The sequence below is a fragment of the Cysteiniphilum litorale genome, assembly GCF_003428165.1.
Lineage (GTDB): Bacteria > Pseudomonadota > Gammaproteobacteria > Francisellales > Francisellaceae > Caedibacter > Caedibacter litoralis.
In genome coordinates this window covers 40,881-64,743 of record NZ_QLIQ01000015.1, presented here as the reverse complement: position 1 = coordinate 64,743, position 23,863 = coordinate 40,881, and the positions used below count along the sequence as shown (strand labels likewise).

Sequence of the window (23,863 nt, the reverse complement as noted above, 5' to 3'; positions counted from 1 at the left end):
ATATGCTAAATAATACAAAGGGGAAATTTAAGAACGTTGGCATCAAAGGATTACGTAAGAAAGCAGCCTGGGGAAATCAGACTTTAAGCACTATTTTGACTCAAGGTTTTTAGATGGGACAGCCGTGGTTGCCATCCTGGCAAACTGGATTGCCGACTTCCCTGTCGACAATGACGTCATTGCTGCAGGATGCAGGCAATCCATAACCATGGATAGTAAGCTTAGCAAATTCATACTGTTAATTTTTTGGGGAGTTTTCAGGAATCTAATAAAATATTGTATAAGTTGAAGTCTAATTGTTGTCTGAAATTGCAAAATACAAAAATTCTGACATAGGAAGCGTCAATGTCTGCTATACAAAGGGTTTAACTTTGATTATCCTAACAACCAGTGTCTTTGGAGAAAAATTACAAACAGGGAGAATGCGATGCAAATACTATCCACGAATGTCTATATTGGACCAAACATCTATGCCAGCTTTCCGGTCATAAGACATGTTATTGACTTGGGTATTTTGGAAGAGTGGCCATCGGCAAAGCTTGGTGCTGATTTTATTGAGGCCTTGGTTGAGGCGCTTCCGGGGCTGAAAGAGCATGGTTGCTCCTATCGTGAGCCAGGTGGTTTTATACGACGCATGCGTGAAGATGAAGGTACATGGATGGGGCATATTTGGGAGCATGTAGCAATTGAGCTTCAGGATGTTGCAGGTAGCAATGTAAGCTTTGGTAAAACGCGCGGCACTGGTGAGCCAAGACAATACAATATGGTGTTTGAGTATAAGCAAAAAGATGTTGGTTTGCAGGCGAGCTTCTTAGCACGTGATTTACTGATTTCTCTTTTACCTCAAGAGCTACAGCAAGCGCTTAATGTTGATCTTAAAGATTTTGATTTTGAAAACGAGAAGATTCGTTTTATTAAGTTTGCCCAAAGTAAAGAGTTTGGTCCAAGTACTGGGTCATTAGTGGAAGCCGCAACAAAACGCGATATCCCGTATATTCGATTAAATGACCAGTCTTTAGTGCAATTCGGTCATGGTAAGTATCAAAATCGTATTCAAGCGACCATTACCGGTGAGACCAAGCATATTGCCGTTGAGATATCTTGTGATAAAGAGCAAACCAATACGATTTTAAATGGCTTAGGCTTACCTGTGCCTAAGCAACGCAGTGTGCGCTATGAAAGTGATGCGTTATCCGTTGCCCGTCACTTAGGTTATCCATTAGTCGTTAAGCCGTTAAATGGTAATCATGGTCGTGGCATAAGCATTAATATTCAAGATGATGAAACTTTAAAACAAGCATTTGTAGTAGCAAAAGAGCATGGTCGCTGGGTTATTTTAGAGCAGTATGTAGAAGGTTTTGATCATCGTATGTTGGTTGTTAATGGTAAATTAGTCGCGGTGGCAAAACGCGTTCCTGGGCATGTTGTTGGTGATGGTGAGCATACGATTGCGGAGCTTATTGATCTTGTCAATGAAGACCCAAGGCGCGGTGTTGGGCACGAGAAGGTATTAACGCGTCTTGAGCTTGACCACCAAGCATTGACGCTATTAGAAAAAGCCGGACTAACCTCAGAGAGTGTTTTGCCTATGGGTGAAATTTGCTATTTACGCAAAACAGCGAATCTCTCAACTGGAGGTACTGCGATTGATTTAACCGATGTAGTGCATCCGGATAATCGTGAGATGGCAGAGCGTGCGGTCACTGCGATTGGTTTGGATGTTGGCGGGGTTGATTTCTTATCCCCTGATATTACCCAGTCTTATCAAGAAGTGGGAGGTGGGATTTGTGAGGTTAATGCAGCTCCTGGCTTTAGAATGCATGTATCACCAAGTGAAGGCTATCCACGCGATGTTGCAGGTGCGGTGATGGATATGTTATTTCCTGATACAGAGCGCGCGCGTATTCCAATTGCAGCCATTACGGGCACCAATGGCAAAACAACAACAACGCGTATGGTTGCCCATATGTGGAAGATCGCTGGTAAATGCGTGGGCTTTACCACAACTGATGGTGTTTATGTCAACGGTAAATTAAGTGTTGCCGGTGACATGACAGGACCTAAGTCCGCACAAATGGTGCTGCGTGACCCTAATGTTGATGTGGCTGTATTTGAAACGGCACGTGGTGGTCTGCTTAGAAGTGGTCTTGGCTATGATTATTGCAATGTCGGTGCTTGTATTAATATCGCTGAGGATCATATGGGACTTAAGGGTATTAATACATTAGAGGAATTAGCGGAAGTGAAGCGTATTGTGACTGATGCAGCACGCGATGTCGCTGTATTAAACGCCGATGACCCGCATTGTTTAAGATTATCCGCTTATACACAAGCTGAGCATATTATGTATGTGACAATGAATCCAGAGCATGCTTTGGTCAAAGAGCATATTCGCGCAGGCGGTAAGGCCGTTGTCATTGAGAAGGGTGTTAATGGCGACATGATCACCATCTTTGATAATCATATTCACATGCCGGTATTATGGACACATTTGATTCCTGCAACAATGGAAGGGCGAGCTGTTCACAATGTACAAAATGCCATGTTTGCTGTGGCGATTGCTTATAGTATGAATATGAGCTTAGATGATATTAAAAATGGACTTAGAACCTTTACAACCTCGTTTTATCAAGCGCCAGGGCGTATGAACTGGTTTGATGAGCATCCATTTAAGGTACTAATGGACTATGGTCATAATCCAGCAGCTGTTTTAGCAATGGGTAAGTTGGTTGAGCAGATTGATGCTAAGGGCATTAAAACTTGCGTGATTGCAGCTCCCGGGGATAGACGTGATCAGGATATTGCCAATATTGCCAAAGCGGCAGCTCCTTATTTTGATCGGTTTATCTGTAAGCAAGATGATGGTCTAAGAGGGCGTAAGTCTGGTGAGGTTCCACATAAATTAAAAGAAGCATTGCTAGAGGCTGGAATTCCTGAGAATAACATTCAGATTATTGAAAGCGAGCAAGAAGCAGTTGATTATGCATTGCAACATGCCAACGCTGGTGATCTATTGGTGGTATTTGCAGATAATATCAAACGCACCTGGAAGCAAATTATTCATTTCAATAAAGAAGGTGAAGCTTCGGAAAATACCGTTACAACAAAGACTAATACAACCATTGAATTAAGCAAAAATCATGGTTTGGCACAAGAGATTGTACAGATGATGCAAGGTGGTATTATTGCCGATGAACGTGGTGTTCGCCTTGTTGCTGTTGTTGAAGAAGATGCCGATTAAGTAGGTGTAAAGATGCATGAAATTCCTGAAGGCTATTCAAGGCGTTTAGTCGGACCTAATTTATTTTTTAATGAGACGGGTGTTGTGCTTGATATCCCACTTAAGACCAATCAAGAAAAGTTTATTAAGTTATGGCAAGAAAATTGTGAACGACTGTTGCCTTTACTTGGTTTCTCTGAGTATAAGCTAGCACATAAGGCGTATAGTGAGGGTTTGCGTTTAGCGTTTACCGCTCCTTGTGATATCTTGCTTGCCAGTTGTGATGTTATAGATTACACATGGCATGCGGCATGTTATGAGTTCTTAAATAATGACGTTTTGGCATTGGATGAATCGCAAAAGGCAAGCTTACTTCAAGCAATTCAAGAAGAGCAAAATCTTGCCTATCGTATATTGTATGCTAATGCTAAGTCACATGGTTTAAATATCTTTAGAGAAAAAGATCACGCTTATGTTGGCTCTGGTGTTGGTCGTTATAAGTTATCATTATTAACTGATGATTATTTATCGCTACCATGGCAGGACATCTATGATATTCCACAGGTGATTGTTACTGGAACCAATGGCAAAACGACAACAGTGCGCTTGACGAATTTCATCTGTCAACATGCTGGTAAAGTAAGTGGTTACGCTTCAACGGATTGGGTTGCTATTAATGGTGAGATTATTGATCGCGGTGATTATTCAGGACCCACGGGACACCAATTTGTGCTGACTAATCCAGAGGTTGAGATAGCTGTTTTGGAGTCAGCGCGCGGTGGATTGTTAAAGCGTGGTTTGATTGAGACACAAGTTTCAGCGGCAACGGTGACCAATGTTTCTTATGATCATATGGGCGAGGATGGTGTTGAAACCTTAAATGATTTGTTTGATGCCAAATGCATTGTTTATCGTGCGTTAGCCACAGAAAACAGTTTTGCGGTGATTAACATGGATGATACGCTTTTGCGTGAGCTTGCTAGCCAACTAACTAATACTAAAATTTTAATAAGCCAAACAAAAATATCACCTCAGGTATTAAACCAATTAACAATAAATGATCATGCTTGTTATGTTGCTGATAATTGTTTTATCTGGTGGCATCAGGGCAAAGAAAAAACATTAGTTAATATTAATGATGTGCCACTGACAATGAATGGTCATGCAAAACATAATATTGAAAACGCTTTACACGCAATAGCCTTGGCTTTTGCTTTGGGTATTTCTTTTGACAAGATAACCACCGCGCTATGTGCTTATCAAAACACAGCTAAAGAAAATCAAGGGCGCGCTAATATCTACACACTCACATCAGGCGCGAAAGTGATTATTGATTTTGCACATAATCCAGCGGGATTTGAAGCGATTTTATCCTTGGCGAAAGCGTATCAAACAAAAGACGGTAAGCTTAGTTTGTTATTTGGCACAACGGGCGACAGAATCAATTTGATTGATGATAGCTCAAAAGTAATTGCTAAGTATAAGCCGCATGAGGTTGTGATCAAAGAGCTTAAGAAATATTTGCGTGGTGCCAATGAGGGAGAAATTCCCATGCAAATTGCAGCATCACTGGTTCGTTTTGGTCAGGAAAAAGATACAATACGTTTAGTTGAAGATGAATTATCTGGCGCTGAGTTGATGCTTCCACAATTACAGCAGGGCGATGTTTGCGTGCTTTGTTGTCATGATCGGATTGCTGATGTTGGTGCCTTAGTCAAGACATATTGTAATTAATAAAGAAATAGGAGTGAGCATGCCTGCACCAACAGTTTCAGGTATAAAAAGGGGATATATCATCCCAATTGGTGGACGCGAAGATAAACTGGTTTCCCCCAAGGTTTTACAGCGGTTTGTCGAATTAGCTGGTGATAAGGATGCCTATATTGTGATTATTCCAACGGCATCTAAGCTGTCAGATACGGGCAGCGAATATGTCAAAGTCTTTAAGTCTCTGGGCGTTAAAAATGCGGTAAGCCTTGAGATTCAAGCGCGTGCTGATACCGATAATGAGGATTATCTTAAGCACTTTGAAAAAGCAACAGGTATCTTTATGACCGGTGGTAATCAGCTACTGTTATCAACCGTGCTTGGTGGTACTAAAGTGGCACGCATGATTCGTCGTTGTAATGCCAAGGGTGTGCATGTAGCAGGTACTTCGGCAGGGGCTGCTTTTATCTCTGAGCATATGATTGTTGGTGGTGCGACTGGTTTTATGCCACGCTATAATATGGTCAATATGGCACCAGGCTTGGGGCTAACTAACAAAATACTCGTTGATCAGCATTTCTCACAACGAGATCGTTTGGGACGCTTATTAACGGCATTATCTTATAATCCCTTTGTAACCGGTGTTGGTATCGATGAGGACACAGGTGCCTTTCTTGCTGATGATGGCGTAATTGAGGTTGTAGGTAGTGGCGCATTAACGATTATTGATATGTCACATATTGAGCATTCATCGATGCCACATGCGCGCGATGATGATCCCATTAGTTTGGTAGGCATTCGTATGCATCTCTTACTTGAAGGCAGTAAATATGACACAAATGCGCATGAAGTTGAGGTTGTGAGCTCAACGCTCTAGTTTTTGAATGAAATTATTCATTGATTAGTACTTTTTAGATAACCTCTAAATCATTTAATGTGTGAGCAAAAGATCAACTCTAAATGACTTGATCAAATATATTTACATAAACTCAGGCAGGTGTTCTGTATCACCATAATGCATTATTGCATCGTATATAGTTGTAGCAACCATATGTCCGTAAGTTGTAACGAAATCAACAGGGGGGAGGGATTTGTCTGCCATATTTTGAAGCTGATAAGCCATAAGGTGATACAACATTGAAGTTCTTACGGGCGCACGATCTCTACAGTATGAAACAACATAGTAGCTAATAGCTAAAGCACAGGCACAAAAAGCCCACGTATAGTAAGAAGAAAAGTTAAAATTATCAAAATAAGAGACATTGTTTTTATATATTAAGCTAGCTATTTCATTATTCGCCTTATTAGATGTTTTGTTTAAAGTATTTAAAGCAGAGCAACTATAGTTAGTTAAAGATAGTTTCTCTTCATTATTCCTTGAATAATCCATCAGTGGAAAATTTTGAGAAGTATTTTTCATTGGAATGATTCCATTTTCTTTAGTATCTGATAAGTTGTCACGTAGATTGTCGTGCTGGTTAGTTTTGATGTTTGACGAATCGTTGCGCTGTATAGTTTGATGGAAATTCACAGTACTGAGTTCGGGATAATTGCGATTTAATTGTTTTCTATTGTCGATTTTTATCTTAGTTTTGGAGGGGGGGAGTGAGTTTTTTGATGAGTTTTGATTATTCTTAGCAGAAGCATTAACAACAATACTGTCACTAAGCAAAAGTGCTTCTTTTGCAGAAATTACTGCTTGACTAGAGCTACCTTCAATTGATTCGAGTATTGTGAATGTAGTTTTTTTTGGTTGCACCAATACAAACTTTGTTATCTTATGGTTAAATGAAAAAATGCCAATCGGTAGATATAGTGACTCTTCTTTGTATAGCTTATTTTCGACCACATTAGAAACAGACCATTTTGGCGTTACTTTTTGTTGTGAATCTATCTGATTAAGCATAGAAAGCGAAATGTTATGAAAGTAGAAAAAGCGCGTTGGAATATCATAAAATAAAAGAAAATCATTCAATGACCCTTCATGATTTTGAATATCTAAAGCACTTTTTAAGTAAAGATGATCAATTAACAAGAGCTTATCTTCACTAAATGCAAATTGATTAAAGCTAGAGATGCTATGATAACCTTTTTTTTGTATATATTCATGAACATGTGTTGTGATCTTTGTAAACTTAGCTGGTTGTTCATGGTTTATAAGCAAAGATATAATCCCAAGGTATAATGAGCTTTTGAGTGTGTCGATCGTATTGATTTTTCTATCGATTATATATTGAGTATCAATTCCATCAATCACTCTCCAGAAGTTATGGTTTATATCGTCTTTATTTTGCCAAAGTATATATGAATATGGCTTTTTGGACATGAGGCAAAAAGTCAATGTTTCAATGTGTCGATTTTTGGAGATTATATTAATTTGTATTTCAACATCTCGATCACTATTGTTTTTATTTTGAATGTTTATAACATTACCAGTTTGATCAATTTGTATCATTTCTTTGTTCCCAATAATTTTGAAAGTAAAATCAGTGTTAACTATGCTTGATGGATTTTTTTTAAATGTAAAGGCATTTGCATTATGAAGGTCAACTGTAAAATTTATCTTTTTTCCATAAACTATATTCTTTGACACATTACTTACTTTGACAAAAAGAATATCGTCGTCATTGGCACCGTCGAAAATATGCACGTCATTGACATCATTGCAACCTGTGCATAATAAAACTATGATCCATGTTAATTGGTTAATTAGGGTTTTTAAAAAATTCATATGTGTAACCTCGTAAATTTTTGTGAAAATTTAGAGGTTATCTAACAAGTACTAATATTATTGAGTTTGGCTCTATTAATGTTGCAAGGAAATTATAACATTTAACGAGCCTAATTTACGCCCTGTTTCATAGGATTACTGCTCATCTATTAGGTGTGTTGAGTTAATCATAGCCATATCTAACTTCCTGAAACACAAATAAAGCCTCATATAATGTGCAGATAATCCTGTCCTTATGCATACAAAATATATCCTTATATTTGATTGATAGAGTCTTGCATGATACATGAAATAAAAAAATCAACAACTATAGCTATGTATTGTGTTGTAGTAATATGTTTTTAATAATTAAATTATATTACAATAGGTTACCTTTGGATTTGGATGTTGGCGAGTTGAATTCAATGAGAAGAACTGATATTAATAAGTGGGTAAAGCTCGAGCATTAGCACAATGGTTTAGTCGTTGTTATTTTGATAAGATTATTGCCCAATTAAATAATAGCTGGCTAGCTAGGTGTTTTGAAAATGCAAAAAATTATTATTCATGGCGGATGTGGTGCTAGAGAGGATAAAAATACCCAATTTAGTGATTACCATGTACATCTATTAACCATTGTTGAGGAGACCTACGCCTTTCTTAAAACCTATGATAATGCCTTAAAAACTGCTGTTTTTGCGGCGAAATTATTAGAGGATGATCCCATATTTAATGCCGGTACGGGCTCGCGTTTGCAGCAAGATGGACAGGTGCGCATGTCAGCTTCAATTATGGATGGTGCAAAAGCTAAATTTGCAGGCGTGATTAATATTCAAAATATCCAATATCCCAGTGAAGTCGCTTTGGCACTTTTAAACGAACACCACAGTGTATGCGCAGCCAATGAGGCAACGCGCTTTGCACATGATACATTAAAAATGCCAGAATATAACCCCATAACTGAGCATCGTTATCAAGAATATCTTGAGTTAAAAAAAGGCTTAACAGGGACTATTGGTGTTGTCGTATTAGATAGTCATGGCAGTATTGTCGCATTAACCTCAACAGGTGGAGCAGGATTTGAAGTGCCGGGACGCGTGGGTGATAGTCCAACCGTTGCTGGTAACTATGCATCAAGCATTATGGGGATATCGTGCACTGGCATTGGTGAGCATATTGTTAATCAAGCTGTTGCAGCAAAAGTACATACTCGTGTCAAAGATGGTATGTCTTTGGATGAGGCTGTTGCTAAAAGTATTAAAGAAAGCGATGCTTTGGATGATTATGTGGGTTTGATTGCATTAGATCAAAAGGGCAATATTTCGACTGGTTCAACCCAAGTTGCACAAACATTATTTGCTTATCATGATGGAGAGAAAGCTAAAACGTTTTATGAGTAAATAACCAAAGTTGCATAATTTCAATCATATGATATATTCTTAATATATCAACGATAACAAGGTGATGCTATGCAACAGGGTAATCAAAGTAATCAAAATAATTTTTGGGATGCCGTTGGTATTCCGTCACGTGGTGAGCGTCTCTATCAGGCAATTCATGAGGGATTTAGCTGTGAGGTTTTTAGTAAATTGGCTGATATTTCTGGGATTGAAAAAAACCAGCTTGCTAAAATTACCACGATAGCACCGGCTTCACTTAATAGAAGATATAAAGCAGGTTTTTTTACTGAAGCTGAAAGTGATAGATTATATCGCTATGCAGAAGTTTATAAATCAGCTTTGAATTTATTTGAAGGACACGACCAGAAAGCACTGCATTGGTTAATGTCTCCGGTTAATGGATTGGGTGGCAGAAAGCCGATTGAGATGCTTAGGACATCTGCTGAAACAAAAGCAGTACTTGATCTCATTGGCAGACTTGAGCATGGCGTTTTCGTATGAGCAAAGTATTTGCCTATAGATTGGTGAAAAGCAAATTTGCACAAGATGCATTTACGGGTGATGGTGCCAGAATATATGGAGGAAGGTGGAATAATAAAGGAAGTCCTTGCGTATATTGCGCAGGCTCAGAATCTCTCGCAATATTAGAAATATTTGTCCATTTAGAGGACTATGCTATTTTGCCAAATTACACACTATTTCAAATTGAGTTGCCAAAATCAGAGATAAACTATTTAAAGCCTGAGCTATTACCACATTCATGGCAAGATCAGCCCGCACCGCCTGAAACAGCAGATATTGGTGATCAATGGCTCAAGCATTGTGAGTCTTTAATATTGGCTGTACCAAGCGTTATCGTTCCAAGAGAGTATAATTATATTCTAAACCCATTGCATAAAGGATTTGCAAAGGTAGTCAAAAAAGCCAAAGTATTAGACTTTAGCTTTGATACGCGATTAGCAAAGTAAGTATTTCACTTTACCCGCCCCAAACCATTTTGCAGTATTTCTGCCATTGAATTTCTTCGACATCAAAAACCACAGAATGGTTTACGATGGGTATATAAAAAATTTGCTTATTATTATTATTGACTTATATTTGATAGTGGTTATCATTACGCTTGTTATCGCAAATGACAATAATTATCATTTAAATCATAGGGTTTTTTTATGGAAACAAATAAAGTTGAAACGGCACTAAGAGCAAGACAGTTAACCAAACAGAAGCTATATGGCGTATTAGCAACGCAATCTGTCGCAATGCCTGGCTATCCTTTTGGTTCATTGGTGGCGTATGCATTTGATACCGATGGTGAGGTGCTTGTTTATATTAGTAAGCTTGCTCAGCATACTCGCAATGTTGCTAAAGATGACAAAGTGTCATTAACGATTATTGAAGATGAAAAAGAAGATATTCAACAGGCGGGACGTGTCACTATTTTGGGACGATTAAATCGTTTGGAAGATGAAGAAAAGGCAGCAAGTGTTTATACGCGTTTTTTCCCAGAATCAAAAGATTATCAAGACAAAACCCATGATTTTCACTTTTATAAATTACACATTGAAAAAGTGCGCTTTATCGGTGGCTTTGGTGATATCAATTGGGTGAGCAAAGAGAATTTCTGTATTGAGCAGGTGTTTAAAGACGACGAGATTAATGGTGCTATCAAGCATATGAACGAAGATCATAAAGATGCGTTAGCACTTTATTGTCAATGTGCGGGTATTTCATTAACAGAAGATAGCTCGCTTGAGATGGTCTACTTTGATCAAGAAGGCATGTGGTTGCAGAGTAAATATAAAAATCACTATATTCCATTTGATCATGATGTGACAAATCTTTCGATGTTAAGAGCGGTACTTGCGGCGATGTCAAAAAAGGCAAGACAACAAATAGCAAGTAATGAAGAAGCATTAATGGAAAAGGCAGTTTAAATATTATGGGGCATTTCTTTAGTCAATTTGGTTTAGTCAGCTACGCTATGTTGGCGGTGAGTTTTTTGATTGTTGCGATTTGTATCGAGCGGATAATTACTTTTATCAGTTTACCGAAGCTTAATTTAGGTAAGGTAGAATGTTTGATTAATGCGGTTAATCGTGATGATAAGAAGACGCTTAACCTAAGATTAAACGCATTGGCTAAGCCTATATTAAGATATATTTCACCTTTGATCACTGAACCTAAAGAACTTGCTGAAGGTGAAGTGTGCTTGTTAATGCGCAAACAACGTCAACGCATGCAGCGTCCATTAATCTGGCTTAATTTATTTGCTGTTGTTTCACCAATGCTTGGGCTTTTGGGTACGATTTGGAGCATGAGTCATTCATTTGCTGCATTAGCTGAGTCCTTAAGTGGCAATGGTTTGCAGAATATGATTATGTACTTATCTGAGGCAATGTATGCAACGGCATTTGGTATTGTGTTGGCTTTAGTGAGCTTATTAGCATTTTATTGTTTTCGACAGTTTAGTGAGCGTTATTTAGCAAATGCAGAAGAAGCATTAAATCAGTTGATTTTAAGCCTAGATCGACAAAAAGCGCGTAAAAAAGATCAGAAAGAACAAAAAGAGCAAAAAGAGCAAAAAGAGCAAAAAGAGCAAAAAGAGCAAAAAGAAATTGCTGAAATGAGCGACTTAACTGAAATAAATAAAGTAAATAAGGCAAATAAAGCAAATAAGGTAAATAACAAAACCAATATGATTAATTTGCGTGAACAGGCTCTCTTATGATCAGTAGTTTAAACCATCATGAGCATAATAGTTTGGAGGTGGATGAACCCAACTTGATTCCATTGCTAGACTTTATGTTGGTGCTTTTGGTAATGTTTGTACTGTTAGCTGGTCCCATTCAGCATTTGCTTAAACTCCCTTTGCCTGATGTAAAGGGGGCAAGTGTTACGCAAAGCAAGTCTGCTCAGACAACGCTTTATTTAAAGGCGCACGATTATATGATCAATGGTGAGCATTTTACGAGTATTGATACACTTAAAAGTTATTTATTATCACAAAAAGATACGATATCAATGTCGCAAATCACCTTGGCGGCGGATAAAAATATTCCGTTACAAACAATGCTACAGGTGTTTGCGGTGCTAAAAGAAACAGGTCTAACTGCAGCAGATATACAAGTTAATCATTAGTTATAGTGAAGAAATAAGGTAAGCTATTTTACCTCGCCCCTTGCGGGAGAGGTCGCGTGGCATAAGCTGCGCGGGTGAGGGGTGTTCAGCTTATTACTCATTTGTTACTTAGTATTGCGTAAGCGTTGGCTGAGCGTGAGTCGAAGCCTTCATGAGTCTGGTCTAGATAGACCCTTCGACTGACGCTCAGGGAGCAGGAAGTGCTTGCAGATAAAAATTCAGATATCACGAATAACTTGGGAGAGAGTGTTAAAAATGAAAACAAAATTATTAAGTGTGCTTGTGTTAACAGCCATTGCTCAGCTTATGTATGCAAGTGAAGAATCAGCAAATACGCAAGCGGTAGATTTAGGTGAAATTCAGGTGGTTGCTGTTAAGAAAGCTTTGCCAAGCATGCCTGAGAAACAAAGTAGAATAAGTCAAATCAATGTGGCACCTGAAACGGGTAGCGCTTTACCTAATATTTCAGTGCAGCAAGGAGGAGGCACGAATCTAACTCAATCAACAGCTATGCAATTAAATGAAATGGTAGGTGTGCAAATGGTTGGTGGCAATCGACCAACAACACAAAGCATTAGCTTGGGTGGTTTGTCAGATGATCGCGTTTTTGTTGGGATTGATGGTATTAATAATAATTTGGCATCCTTTGGGCATAATCAGTCACGTCAGTTATTAAACTCAGCACTATATAAAGAAGTCTCAGCAAGTCAATCTGGTAGTAATATTGCTTATGGCAATGGTAACTTGGGAGGGGCAGTTAACTTTGAAACATTAGATCCAAATGATTTTTTAGCTCAAGATAAATCCGTTGGTGGACAAGTTGGATTAGGTGGTGCGACAGGTGATTATAGTGGTGATGCCAATGCCGCCGTTGCTTTTAAAACCGGTGATGTCAGTTATTTATTAGATGTGGTTGCTGGACGTAGTAATAATGTGCGTTTGGGTAATGGTCAAACCTTAGCAGATTCTGCTAGTAATAATTTACAATATTTACTTAAAACGGTTTGGGATATCTCAAAAGCACAAACCTTGAAGGCATCCTTCTTATCAATGCAGAATGTTGGTCTTTATCCAGCAACGGTAAATAAAGAAACTTACTCAAAGAACCCAAGTTCAAATTTTAATTTCTTCCAAACGCAAAGCATGTTGGACTATCATTGGAATCCAGATAATCCGTATATTGATCTTAAAGCCAAATTATATTACAACGAAAATCATTTGGGCTCATCACCAACCAATAATGGTGGAGGCTTTGCCTTACCACAAGATGTGCATGTCAACACGACGGGTATGCAGTTATCAAATGTAACCACTGTTTATAAGCAACGCTTGTATTATGGGGCAGAGTATAGCTATATCAATGGTTATGATGGGTATAGCAGTAAAACAAGCGCTAATTTTCCGACAGCAAATCAGCAACTTTATAGTGCATTCTTACAAGATAGTTGGGATATTTTGCCTAAGCTAAACATAACTGTTGGTGGGCGATTTAATGGCTACCAAAGCACAAGTGGCAATATGAATAATGATGGCTCATTCTTTACCAAACAAGTGAGTATTAGCTATAAGGTGATTGATCCATTAAAGGTTTACCTAGGTTATACCGAAGGGTATTGCATTCCATCGCTGCAAGATTTATATTTAGGAGGAGATCATCCTAACTCAGGCTATGTGTTTTTACGATTTATACCAAATCCAAATCTCAAACCTGAGATAGGGCATAATAAAACAGTTGGTTTTGTCTATGATCACAATTTTGCAGATAAACAGAGAGTGCGTGTTACAGGTAATCTTTTCTTAAACGACGTAGATGATTATATCTTAAATAGTAATATAGGTAATGATGGTCCTCCGTTTTATACTGCAGTAAATCAAAATATTAATATTTCCAAAGCACAACTATATGGTTATAACGTTTCAGCTGAGTACCAAAATCATTGGTTTGAAGTAATGACGAATTTTACCTATACGCGTGGGAAAACAAAATCGGCATATCGTAATGAAAATGGCAATACCATTCCTGCGGGTAGTGCCTTACCTATCCCTAGAGCCAAAGGGATGGTGGCATTCGCTGTGCCGATTAGGGTTATTGACAGTACAGTTCAAACACGATTTGATTATGCTTTAGCACAAAACCATGTGCCAAATAATACACCTAAAGTCCCAGGATATGCGCTTTTAAGCTTGGCATATCAATGGCAGCCAAACTTTGTCAAAGGTTTCACAATGAGTGCAGGAATTGATAATCTATTTGATCAGTATTATCAGGATTATGATGGCAGCACCTTGGTGCCTGCTATGGGTCGAAGCATTTATTTACAGCTTAACTATCGTTTTTAGGTGAGATTGAATGTTGCTCAGAGTATTTAAAATTGCTATTGCCATTACGGGGTCTATTGCGATTAATTTCTCAATTTGGGCAGCATTAAACAGTACACCAAAAACAACATGGCATTTGGGGCAAACTGATTTTAAGGCGCAGACCGTTGCGTCTTTAATGCAGGCTTTACAGCTCACAGAAACTACAGCAGCTTCAAGCGCTACACCGGTTGCTAAAGATCTAAAAACAGCCAATGTTGCTGTAGAGCAAAAAGAGAAAAAGCCACAAAAAATCATTAAGCCAAAAGAGCATAAAGCTGAAGCTCACAAGAGCACAGTGAAAACTCAAGCCAAAGAAACAAAAGAAGTAAAAGAAATATCGAGGCAAAATGTTAAAAAGCAGCAAGCCATTGCCAAAATCACACAAGCACCAAAATTGGCGTTTACCCCGCCTCAATTAACATATCCAGGTTCAGCGATTAAAAATAATGAAGAGGGCAAGGTTAAAGTTAAGGCGGTTATTAATGCACAAGGGCAGGTTGCCGATGTCAAAATTATTCAATCCAGTGGTTTTGGCGTGTTAGATCAAGCGGCAATCGCATGGTTTAAGAAGTTACATTTCAAGCCTGCACAAAGTGGCAAAACGCCAGTAACTGCAAGTGTGGTGCAAATGATTTCATTTAACTTACAGGAGCAAAAAAGTGCGTAAAATTATAATGTTTATCATGTCAGTTGTGCTGCTAGTAGGGAGTATGCGTTTAGCTTTAGCACAAACCGTGGTTACACTTGGACCAAGTGCTAGTTCCATTGTTAGTGCGCTAGGTGTTGATATAACGGCAAGTGATACTGAGAGCGTTAAGCTGCTAGAGAAAGCGGAAAATAAACAAAGTAAGCACAATAAGCAAGTAAAGGATGTAGGCTATATGCGTGCATTGACGATTGAAAGCTTACTAAGTGTGAAGCCAAATATAGTGATTGCGGATGCGTCTATTTCTCCTTTGTCTGTGTTAACACGTCTGCAGGCTTTTGATGTACAAACAACGCTATTGACTGAGGTAAAAAGCCTAAGTGATGTTGAAAAAAATATTAAAGAGATTGCCAACAAACTCGGTAAGCAAAAAGAGGGGCAGCAGTTAATCACAACACTTCAAGCGCAAACTAAACAAGTCAATAAGATTGTCAATGCGTATGCTAAAGAGGGTAAGGGCAAGCCAAAGCAAGTGCTAATGCTTTTGCAGATTTCTGCCAATGGTGCTTATATGCTTGGTAAAGATACCCAATCAGATCGTTGGCTACAGCTTATTAAAGCGCATAATATTTTATCCTTTAGTGGTATGCGCCCAGTGTCAAAAGAAGGGCTGATGAGTTTAAAGCCACAGGTGATTGTTATTGCGCAGGCTTCAGCAAACATGGTCAAGCCTTACCCTCAGGTTTTAGACTATCTGCATGAAAAATATCACACTAAAATTGTGACAATTGATGCATCACGCATTGATAATTTTGGTGCTGAGTTTGGACAGACTGAATTGTTGTTAGCGCAGAAGGTTTATTTATAGAAAATGAAATATAGACTGATCGTATCCTGAGCGAAGTCGAAGGGTGATTTAAAAAAGGCTTCGACTTACGCTCAGCCAACGCTTACATAGTGGAGGGAATTAGAGTGTGTAGTTTCATAGCAAAAAAAAAGAGAAAAAAATGCAAACACATAATATAGCTGCTAAATCCCTATTTACCTTACAACGCCAGAAATACTGTTTTTGGTTTTGTGTGTTTATGGTCTTACTCATTGCTGCTTGTTTATTATCGCTGTTATTTGGCGCATTAAATTTGCAGTTTTCACAATTATTTGTCGATGGCAGTTTTATGCAAAAAGTGGCATTAGAGCTTAGATTGCCGCGCTTAATTGCAACCGTGGTTGTTGGTAGTGCACTTGCTGTTGCTGGTGTTGTGATGCAAGGGCTATTTCGTAATCCTTTGGCGGATCCTGCCCTTTTAGGGATGACCAGTGGCGCGTCATTATTTGCTATTTTGTTTTTGCTACTTAGTGCAAGCTTAGTGCAGACAAGCTTCTTAATCACTTGGGGATTGGGTTTAAGTGCATTTGTTGGTAGTCTGGTGATTACCTTTTTAACGTATTTACTATCGATTACTAAGGGTCGCAGTAATTTAGGTATCTTGGTGTTAGCGGGGGTTGCGATTAATGCATTGTGTGGTGCGTTGATTGGTGTGATGACGTATCTATCAAATGATAGTATTTTAAGAAGTATTACTTTTTGGAGTATGGGCAGTTTTGCTAATATTACATGGGGTCAGGTGTTGTTTCTGTTGCCATGTATTTTCGTAGCATTTATGTTATTAATGAATACTGCAAAGTATCTTAATGCGATGATCGCCGGTGAGCAGTATGCACGCATGCTTGGTGTTAATATTCATCGGCAAAAGCTAAAAAGCATCATCGCCATTGCTTTGCTTGTTGGCGCCAGTACTGCCGTTGCCGGTCCTGTGGCTTTTATCGGCTTGGTTGTGCCACATATTATTCGTTTTCTTATAGGCAATGAACATCGTCATTTACTGCTTTTTTCATGTATCTTTGGCGGATTGTTACTGACTGTTGCTGATGTTGTGGCCAGAGTGGTCTTAGCACCTGCTGAATTACCCATCGGTTTAATGACGGCATTAATTGGTGCACCATATTTCGTTTATTTGTTGTTTAGTCAAAAATTACAGCGAGGTGTCTAAGATGTTAACGCTTGAAAATATTAGTTTAAAGTTATCACAAAAGACCCTGCTTGATAATGTTTCAATGACAGTTAGAAAAGGGCAAATAACCGGTATCTTAGGAGCAAATGGTGCAGGTAAATCGACGTTGATGAAAGTGATTTCAGGCGAGCATTTACATTATACTGGATGGGTGAAATTAGATGAAATGGATATAAAAGCGATCTGTCCCGTGACAAAAAGCATGCAAATGGCTTATGTCACCCAGCACGAAGAAATTTATACAGACATTAATGTTATTGATTATGTGCTCTTAGGGGCACTGTCTTATTGCAAAGGCAACTTTTCACAAAAAGAGTATCAAAAAGCCTTATGTGCTTTATCCTTATTAAAAGCTGAGCATTTTAGTCAAAAGAAATATCAGCAATTATCCGGTGGTGAGCGTCAGCGTGTGCAATTGGTGCGCGCATTACTGCAATTGAACCAACATGATGATAGTTATCAAGGGTATTTGCTATTAGATGAATATAGCGCACATATGGATGTTTATTATCAGCGTCAAACCTTACAAATATTAAGTGAGCTTGTCCAGCAACATGATTTGGCCGTGCTTGTGATTGGGCATGATTTAAATATCGCGCTTAGTTACTATCATCAAAGCCTTCTGTTAAAAAATGGTCAGATGTTAGACTTTGATCAAACGGAAAAGGTATTAACGCCCGAGCATATTTATACGGCATTTCAAGTTGAAGCGGATATTATTCATCGACCTCAAAATAATAAAAAAGTCATTGTACTTGCTTAATTTACTCGACTACTTGCGAGCAATCAGCAGATAGATAGTAGTGATCGATATAGGTATTAAGGTCACAACAATCGCCTTGTTCAAGCTGTGATTGTGCGGCAAGTGAAGCTTGTGCTTCATGCATAAACGCTTTGCGCTCTTTGTCATCTAATCTGAGTTCTTGCAAATGCTCTGTATTTGATGCGGATAGATTAAGTACCTCACTCAAATAGCCATTTTTAACGGCATCCATCAATTGACCGGAAAGCGTTGTTGTTGGATCAGTTAGTTTTTTGAGCTGCTTATTGATGGCTTGTTCATATTGCTCACCCATATTTTTTGCTGTGTGGGCAATGTACTCAAGAAGCTCCATGCCTAAAGTTTGCAATAATTGTGGTTTGTCCTGGCTGTTAATCAATTGCAACTGAGGATTACGTCCTTGTGTTACAACTTGTGAGAAGTTTAGTTTGTTGCGTGCGATATTATTTTTTGAATACTGCTTAGTTGGCAGCATCAAGCAGGTCATTAATAAGGCTTCAATAAAATGTGCTGTCTCTTTATCTATCCCAAGTGGTGAAAACGGATTAACATCCAATACACGAACCTCAAGATAAGCCACACCGCGATTAAGCAAAGCGCAAGCAGGGCGCTCGCCACGCTTAGCAATCTGTTTTGGGCGAATACTGCTGTAGTATTCATTCTCTATTTGTAGAATGCTGCCATTAAGCTGTTGACGCAACCCATTGTCATCAAATAAACCAATTTCCTCAAATACAGAATAAGGGGTTTTAGTGGCATTGACTAAGTCATAAACATAGCTTTGCAAGTTGTCATAGGAGATAAATAGATTCTCTTGTGCTGCACTTTGATAGCCTAAATTACTCATTCTCAAACTAGTGGCATACTCTCCAATATAAAACTCATCATCAAATGATGTTAGATAGTCAGGTTTTTGCTTCACAGAAGTTTTAGCGCAAATGGGGGAAGCACCAAATAAGTAGGGTATCAGCCACATAAACTCAAAATAATGATTGATCGCTGAGAAATACAGCGCATCACTGGTCATTTTGCGTGTTTGAGTGAGCTCATGCATAAGCTTAACATCATATGAGAAATTATAATGCACACCAGAAATCGCTTGCATGATTTTGCCATAACGTTTGGCCAAACCACGACGATAGACCTCTTTCATCTTACCTGAATTAGAGCTGCCAAAATCAGCGATTTTAATCTCTTGTTCTGTGGTTGTTAATGGCATACTAGTCGCCAAAATAAGCTCATTTTGAGGTAAGTTTTGTGTGGAAAAAGCCAAGATGTGCTCTAAACGTGTGAACGTCTTATCAATAGAGTCATATGGCTCGGTAATAAGCTCAAGCAAGCCTTCTGAAAAATCAACCGTGATATTGCTATTGGTAAGCTTTGAACCAAGGGCTTTAGGGTGATCTGAGGTGGCTGTTTTGCCTGAGCGTAATATACGTAAGGTTTCGCGCTCAATGCCGCGCTTATGCTGATATTGATTTAAGTTTGAAAATAAATTCATCGTGTCACTAGCTAAGTGGAAACTTCCTGCAGTTTACGGCAAAAGAGTGTCACTTGCTAGGTTATCTCAAGTAGATAGAATGATATTTTTTTGTTTGAGCTTAACCACGCTTCATAATATTAAAAAACTCTTCATTGGTTTGCGTTTTTTTCAAGCGTTCTGTTAAAAACTCCATTGCCTGCGTATCTTCCATTTCATGCAGAATCTTACGCAGAATCCATAGTTTTTGCAGCTCTTCTTGTGTGGTTAATAGCTCCTCACGACGTGTACCAGAACGTCCAAAACTAATCGCAGGATAAACACGTTTTTCAGCAATTTTACGATCCAAATGAAGTTCCATGTTACCGGTTCCTTTAAATTCTTCAAAGATAACTTCATCCATTTTAGAGCCTGTTTCAACAAGCGCTGTCGCAATAATTGTTAAGCTACCACCTTCAGCTGTGTTACGCGCTGCACCGAAGAAGCGCTTTGGTTTTTGTAAAGCATTGGCTTCAACACCGCCTGATAATACACGACCTGAAGCAGGGGATACGGTGTTGTAAGCACGCGCCAGACGCGTAATAGAATCTAATAAAATAACCACATCTTGCTTATGCTCAACCAGACGTTTTGCTTTTTCAATAACGATTTCAGCTAATTGCACGTGACGCGCTGCCGGTTCATCAAAGGTACTAGCAACCACCTCACCACGCACAGAGCGTTGCATTTCAGTTACCTCTTCAGGACGCTCATCAATCAATAGCACAATCAAGTAACACTCAGGATATTTCTTAGCAATCGATGAGGCGATATTTTGCATCATGATTGTTTTACCCGTTTTAGGAGGTGCGACGATCAAACCACGTTGTCCTTTACCAAAAGGTGCCGCTAAATCAATAATTCGTGCAGTAATATCTTCACTTGAGCCATTACCTAATTCCATTGACAAACGTTCTTTGGCGTATTCAGGGGTTAAGTTTTCAAACAACACCTTAGTGCGTGCAAGCTCAGGTGAGTCAAAGTTGACACTATCAATATGCTTTACTGCAAAATAACGCTCGTTGTCTTTAGGTGGGCGAATTTTACCGATAATGCTGTCGCCCGTGCGTAAATTTAATTTACGGATAAAGGTCGGTGAGACGTAAATATCATCAGGGGACGCAAAGTATGACGTATCAGAGGAGCGCAAGAAGCCATAGCCATCTTGTAACACCTCAAGCACACCTTCACCATAGATGTCTTCACCTTTGTCAGCATGCTCTTTTAAAATACCAAAAATGATCTCTTGCTTACGCGCGCGCCCTGTGGCTTCAAGACCAAGTGAGCGCGAAAGCTCCATTAATTCAGGGATGGATCGGTTTTTTAAGTCGGTTAAATTCATTGAAAATTCTCACGAATGTTGAAGAAGGGGAACCCCTTCGGGTTGAACGAAAAGTTTATTTTTTATTTTATAGTTGAAATTAAATATGTTTATCAAGGATTTGAATCAATTGTGATTTCTGTACTGCACCCACTTTGGTTTCGACGTTTTCACCATCTTTGAAAACCATTAGCGTAGGGATACCACGCACACCAAACTTAGCAGGGGTATCTTGATTGTCATCAACGTTGATCTTAACGATTTTAAGTTTCTCACCGTAATGTTCAGCAACTTGATCTAAAATTGGAGCAATCATCTTACAAGGTCCACACCATGGCGCCCAGAAATCAACTAAAACAGGCTGTTCGCTGTTAACAACAGCTGATTCAAATTCACTATCAGTAATATTTACGCATTGTGACATAATTAAATTCCTTTAATGTTTAAGTTTGTCAAAAAAGATTGTTTTGGATTCTAGCAGAAAAGGTGCTTCAGGTGAATGCACTTTCATGCCAATTTATAAAGCTTGAAGATAAGTAGATTATTCTTGCTCTGTTGGTGCCAAGTTAACCACATAATCACACTCGTCATTAGGGCAAACTTTTTGCTCGCCATCTTTTTTAGTGGTTTTATGCAAAAGGATTGGTGAGTGACATTTCGGGCATTCCTCGGCAATCGGTGGATACCAGAATGAGTTTTTGCACTTAGGGAAACCAGCACAAGCGTAGAATACTTTGCCTTTGCGGGATTTTTTCTCAACAAAGTTGTTTTTCTTACATTTTGGACATTCAATACCAGTATCTTTTGGTTTTTCTAATGGCTCCATATGTTTGCATTTTGGATAATTAGAACAACCAATAAATTTACCATAGCGACCTTGTTTGATTAAAAGATCTGACTCACATGCCGGGCACTTACGATCTGCGACCACCTCAGGCTCTATTTTTTCTTGAGGCTCTTCACCATCTTTGGCAATGGCGCGCGTATAAGTGCAAGCCGGATAATTCGTACAACCGATAAAGCGACCACTGCGTCCTAAACGAATAGAAAGCTTGTGTTCACATTCAGGGCAGTCTTCATCCATTTCCTCATGTGTCACATCACTTTTTTTGACCGTGGCATCAATCTCAGTAATTTGCTTGATAAATGGCTGCCAGAATTTCTCTAACACCGGCACCCACTCGATCTTACCATCGGCAATATTATCTAGCTCATCTTCAAGCTTCGCCGTGAACGTATATTCGACATAACGATGGAAATAATCGGTTAAAAAGCTATTAACAATACGACCAACATCGGTTGGTTTAAAACGCTTTTTCTCTAATAGCGCATAATCACGCTGTTGCAGGGTTGAGATGATTGTCGCATAAGTTGATGGACGCCCAATACCGTATTCTTCAAGCGCTTTTACAAGAGATGCTTCCGTGTAGCGTGGTGGAGGCTCAGTAAAGTGCTGTTTACCGATAATATCAACCACCGGCACTTTTTCACCTTCTTTGAACTCAGGCAGGATTAAGCCCTCACTGTCATCACTGGCAGCATCTTCATCCTTGGCTTCTTGATACACTGCTAAGAAACCAGGTTTAGCAACGACTGATCCCGTTGCTTTAAAAGTATGTGCTTTATTTTCAGTAATAAAGTCAATCGCAACAGTATCCATTAATGCATGAATCATCTGGCAGGCTACGGTACGCTTCCAAATCAGATCATATAGTTTAAATTGATCATTGGATAGAAATGCTCTGACATCTTCAGGTTTACGATAAGCTGAAGTAGGGCGGATTGCCTCATGTGCTTCTTGGGCATTTTGATTTTTGGTTTTATAAATTCGCGCACTTGTTGGCAGGTGATCCTGACCATATTCCTTGACAATAAAGTCACGTAATTCATTTAAAGCATCTTGTGAAAGGTTCGTTGAGTCAGTACGCATATAAGTAATCAAACCAACAGCGCCTTCGCTACCAATCTCAATACCTTCATATAGTTGCTGTGCTAACATCATCGTTTTCTTGGTGGTAAATCCAAGTTTACGCACGGCATCTTGCTGAAGTGTTGAGGTGATAAAAGGTGGCAGTGGATTGCGACGCTTTTGTTTCTTTTCAATGCTATGAACGATTAACTCGCCATTGGCATCTTTTTTGATGATATCAAGTGCATTTGTCGCATCGTTTTCATTGGTGAAGCTAAATTGCTCACACTTTTGATTATTAAAAATAGAGAGTTTTGCCATGAATTTTTTGCGCTTTTTAAGCTCAGCAGTGATGCTCCAATACTCTTTAGATTCAAATGCTTCAATCTCAAGCTCGCGCTCAACAATCATTCTAAGCGCTGGACTTTGCACGCGTCCGGCTGAAAGTCCTCGGCGAACTTTTTTCCAAAGTAAAGGGGATAGTTTAAAACCGACCAGAAAATCCAAAGCGCGTCGCGCCTGTTGGGCATTAACAAGATCCATCGCCAGCTCGCGCGGATTAGCAACAGCGGCATTCACCGCTGATTTGGTAATCTCATTAAATGCAATACGATGCACGGGTTTATCTTTGATGAGTTTAGCACTATTTAGAAGTTCATAAATGTGCCAAGAAATTGCTTCACCTTCACGATCTGGATCCGTTGCCAGATAGATTTCATCCGCCGATTTGGCAGCCTTTTTAATCGCATCGATATGACGCTTGTTGCGCTCAATCAGTTGATATTTCATTTTAAAATGATCTTCAACATCGACTGAAGACTCTTTCGGCTCAAGATCGCGCACATGTCCATAAGAGGCAAGAATTTCAAAATCATTGCCTAAGTATTTTTTAATTGTCTTTGACTTTGCAGGTGACTCAACAATTACAAGGTTTTTTGCCATAGTTTTTTCTTAATTTCTTAAATAATATTTTTAATTTGTTTTTATTTACTTTATTTATTTTTATTTTGTGTTGTTTAAGGGGCTGATGATCAACAAACAGAACCATAAGCTTAAAATTAATCTAACGAGTTAGCTGC

The 23,863-nt window shown here is 38.9% G+C and carries 19 protein-coding genes; 14 read left to right on the top strand and 5 right to left on the bottom strand.

Annotation, left to right across the window (positions count from 1 at the left end):
* The first annotated feature begins 427 nt into the window (after window positions 1-427).
* Genes cphA through DNJ75_RS07620 form a run of 3 tightly spaced genes read left to right on the top strand, consistent with a single transcriptional unit; the run spans window position 428 to window position 5,804 of the window.
* Window positions 428-3,241: a cyanophycin synthetase gene (gene cphA / locus DNJ75_RS07630; protein ID WP_117002856.1), complete on the top strand. Its 2,814-nt coding sequence runs from the start codon at window positions 428-430 to the stop codon at window positions 3,239-3,241.
* A gap of 12 nt (window positions 3,242-3,253) precedes the next feature.
* Window positions 3,254-4,954, top strand: a complete 1,701-nt coding sequence (locus tag DNJ75_RS07625; RefSeq protein WP_117002855.1) for a Mur ligase family protein — start codon at window positions 3,254-3,256, stop codon at window positions 4,952-4,954.
* 19 nt (window positions 4,955-4,973) lie between these two features.
* Window positions 4,974-5,804 carry a cyanophycinase gene (locus tag DNJ75_RS07620; RefSeq protein ID WP_117002854.1) on the top strand — a complete coding sequence of 277 codons (831 nt, stop codon included), beginning with the start codon at window positions 4,974-4,976 and terminating at the stop codon, window positions 5,802-5,804.
* Window positions 5,805-5,906: 102 nt separating this feature from the next.
* On the opposite strand, the gene DNJ75_RS07615 is transcribed toward DNJ75_RS07620, so the two are convergent.
* Window positions 5,907-7,658 (bottom strand): hypothetical protein, encoded by a 1,752-nt coding sequence (locus tag DNJ75_RS07615; RefSeq protein WP_117002853.1) that lies wholly within the window; start codon window positions 7,656-7,658, stop codon window positions 5,907-5,909.
* Window positions 7,659-8,185: 527 nt separating this feature from the next.
* Here DNJ75_RS07615 and DNJ75_RS07610 point away from each other — a divergent pair.
* The 11 genes from DNJ75_RS07610 (at window position 8,186) to DNJ75_RS07560 (ending at window position 18,017) form a co-directional block, all read left to right on the top strand.
* Window positions 8,186-9,037, top strand: a complete 852-nt coding sequence (locus DNJ75_RS07610; RefSeq protein ID WP_117002852.1) for an isoaspartyl peptidase/L-asparaginase — start codon at window positions 8,186-8,188, stop codon at window positions 9,035-9,037.
* A 69-nt stretch (window positions 9,038-9,106) separates the two neighbouring features.
* Entirely contained in the window at window positions 9,107-9,538 is a 432-nt protein-coding gene (gene parS / locus DNJ75_RS07605) for a type II RES/Xre toxin-antitoxin system antitoxin (RefSeq protein ID WP_117002851.1), read from the top strand.
* Window positions 9,535-10,005: an RES family NAD+ phosphorylase gene (locus DNJ75_RS07600; protein ID WP_117002850.1), complete on the top strand. Its 471-nt coding sequence runs from the start codon at window positions 9,535-9,537 to the stop codon at window positions 10,003-10,005. Before parS ends, DNJ75_RS07600 begins: the two co-directional genes overlap by 4 nt.
* A 201-nt stretch (window positions 10,006-10,206) precedes the next feature.
* Window positions 10,207-10,971, top strand: coding sequence for a HugZ family pyridoxamine 5'-phosphate oxidase (locus tag DNJ75_RS07595; protein WP_117002849.1), 765 nt, complete (start codon window positions 10,207-10,209; stop codon window positions 10,969-10,971).
* 5 nt (window positions 10,972-10,976) lie between these two features.
* The gene (locus DNJ75_RS07590) at window positions 10,977-11,765 is read left to right on the top strand and encodes a MotA/TolQ/ExbB proton channel family protein (protein WP_117002848.1); all 789 of its coding nucleotides are present in this window, start codon (window positions 10,977-10,979) and stop codon (window positions 11,763-11,765) included.
* Window positions 11,762-12,175: a biopolymer transporter ExbD gene (locus DNJ75_RS07585; protein ID WP_117002847.1), complete on the top strand. Its 414-nt coding sequence runs from the start codon at window positions 11,762-11,764 to the stop codon at window positions 12,173-12,175. Before DNJ75_RS07590 ends, DNJ75_RS07585 begins: the two co-directional genes overlap by 4 nt.
* Before the next feature lie 255 nt (window positions 12,176-12,430).
* The gene (locus DNJ75_RS07580; RefSeq protein ID WP_117002846.1) at window positions 12,431-14,515 is read left to right on the top strand and encodes a TonB-dependent receptor domain-containing protein; all 2,085 of its coding nucleotides are present in this window, start codon (window positions 12,431-12,433) and stop codon (window positions 14,513-14,515) included.
* Between the two features lie 10 nt (window positions 14,516-14,525).
* Window positions 14,526-15,203 carry an energy transducer TonB gene (locus tag DNJ75_RS07575; RefSeq protein WP_117002845.1) on the top strand — a complete coding sequence of 226 codons (678 nt, stop codon included), beginning with the start codon at window positions 14,526-14,528 and terminating at the stop codon, window positions 15,201-15,203.
* Window positions 15,196-16,050 (top strand): ABC transporter substrate-binding protein, encoded by an 855-nt coding sequence (locus DNJ75_RS07570; RefSeq protein WP_150468941.1) that lies wholly within the window; start codon window positions 15,196-15,198, stop codon window positions 16,048-16,050. The genes DNJ75_RS07575 and DNJ75_RS07570 overlap by 8 nt, the downstream gene beginning before the upstream one ends.
* A gap of 139 nt (window positions 16,051-16,189) precedes the next feature.
* Window positions 16,190-17,233, top strand: coding sequence for a FecCD family ABC transporter permease (locus DNJ75_RS07565; RefSeq protein WP_117002843.1), 1,044 nt, complete (start codon window positions 16,190-16,192; stop codon window positions 17,231-17,233).
* Window position 17,234: 1 nt separating this feature from the next.
* Window positions 17,235-18,017, top strand: coding sequence for an ABC transporter ATP-binding protein (locus DNJ75_RS07560; RefSeq protein ID WP_117002842.1), 783 nt, complete (start codon window positions 17,235-17,237; stop codon window positions 18,015-18,017).
* 1 nt (window position 18,018) lies between these two features.
* On the opposite strand, the gene gshA is transcribed toward DNJ75_RS07560, so the two are convergent.
* From gshA to topA, 4 genes are all read right to left on the bottom strand, one after another.
* Window positions 18,019-19,536, bottom strand: a complete 1,518-nt coding sequence (gene gshA, locus DNJ75_RS07555) for a glutamate--cysteine ligase (protein ID WP_117002841.1) — start codon at window positions 19,534-19,536, stop codon at window positions 18,019-18,021.
* Between the two features lie 100 nt (window positions 19,537-19,636).
* Window positions 19,637-20,896: a transcription termination factor Rho gene (rho, locus tag DNJ75_RS07550; protein WP_117002840.1), complete on the bottom strand. Its 1,260-nt coding sequence runs from the start codon at window positions 20,894-20,896 to the stop codon at window positions 19,637-19,639.
* 79 nt (window positions 20,897-20,975) lie between these two features.
* Window positions 20,976-21,299, bottom strand: a complete 324-nt coding sequence (trxA, locus tag DNJ75_RS07545; protein ID WP_117002839.1) for a thioredoxin — start codon at window positions 21,297-21,299, stop codon at window positions 20,976-20,978.
* Between the two features lie 117 nt (window positions 21,300-21,416).
* On the bottom strand, window positions 21,417-23,726 hold the full coding sequence (gene topA, locus DNJ75_RS07540; protein WP_117002838.1) for a type I DNA topoisomerase: 2,310 nt from the start codon (window positions 23,724-23,726) through the stop codon (window positions 21,417-21,419).
* Window positions 23,727-23,863 lie beyond the last annotated feature (137 nt).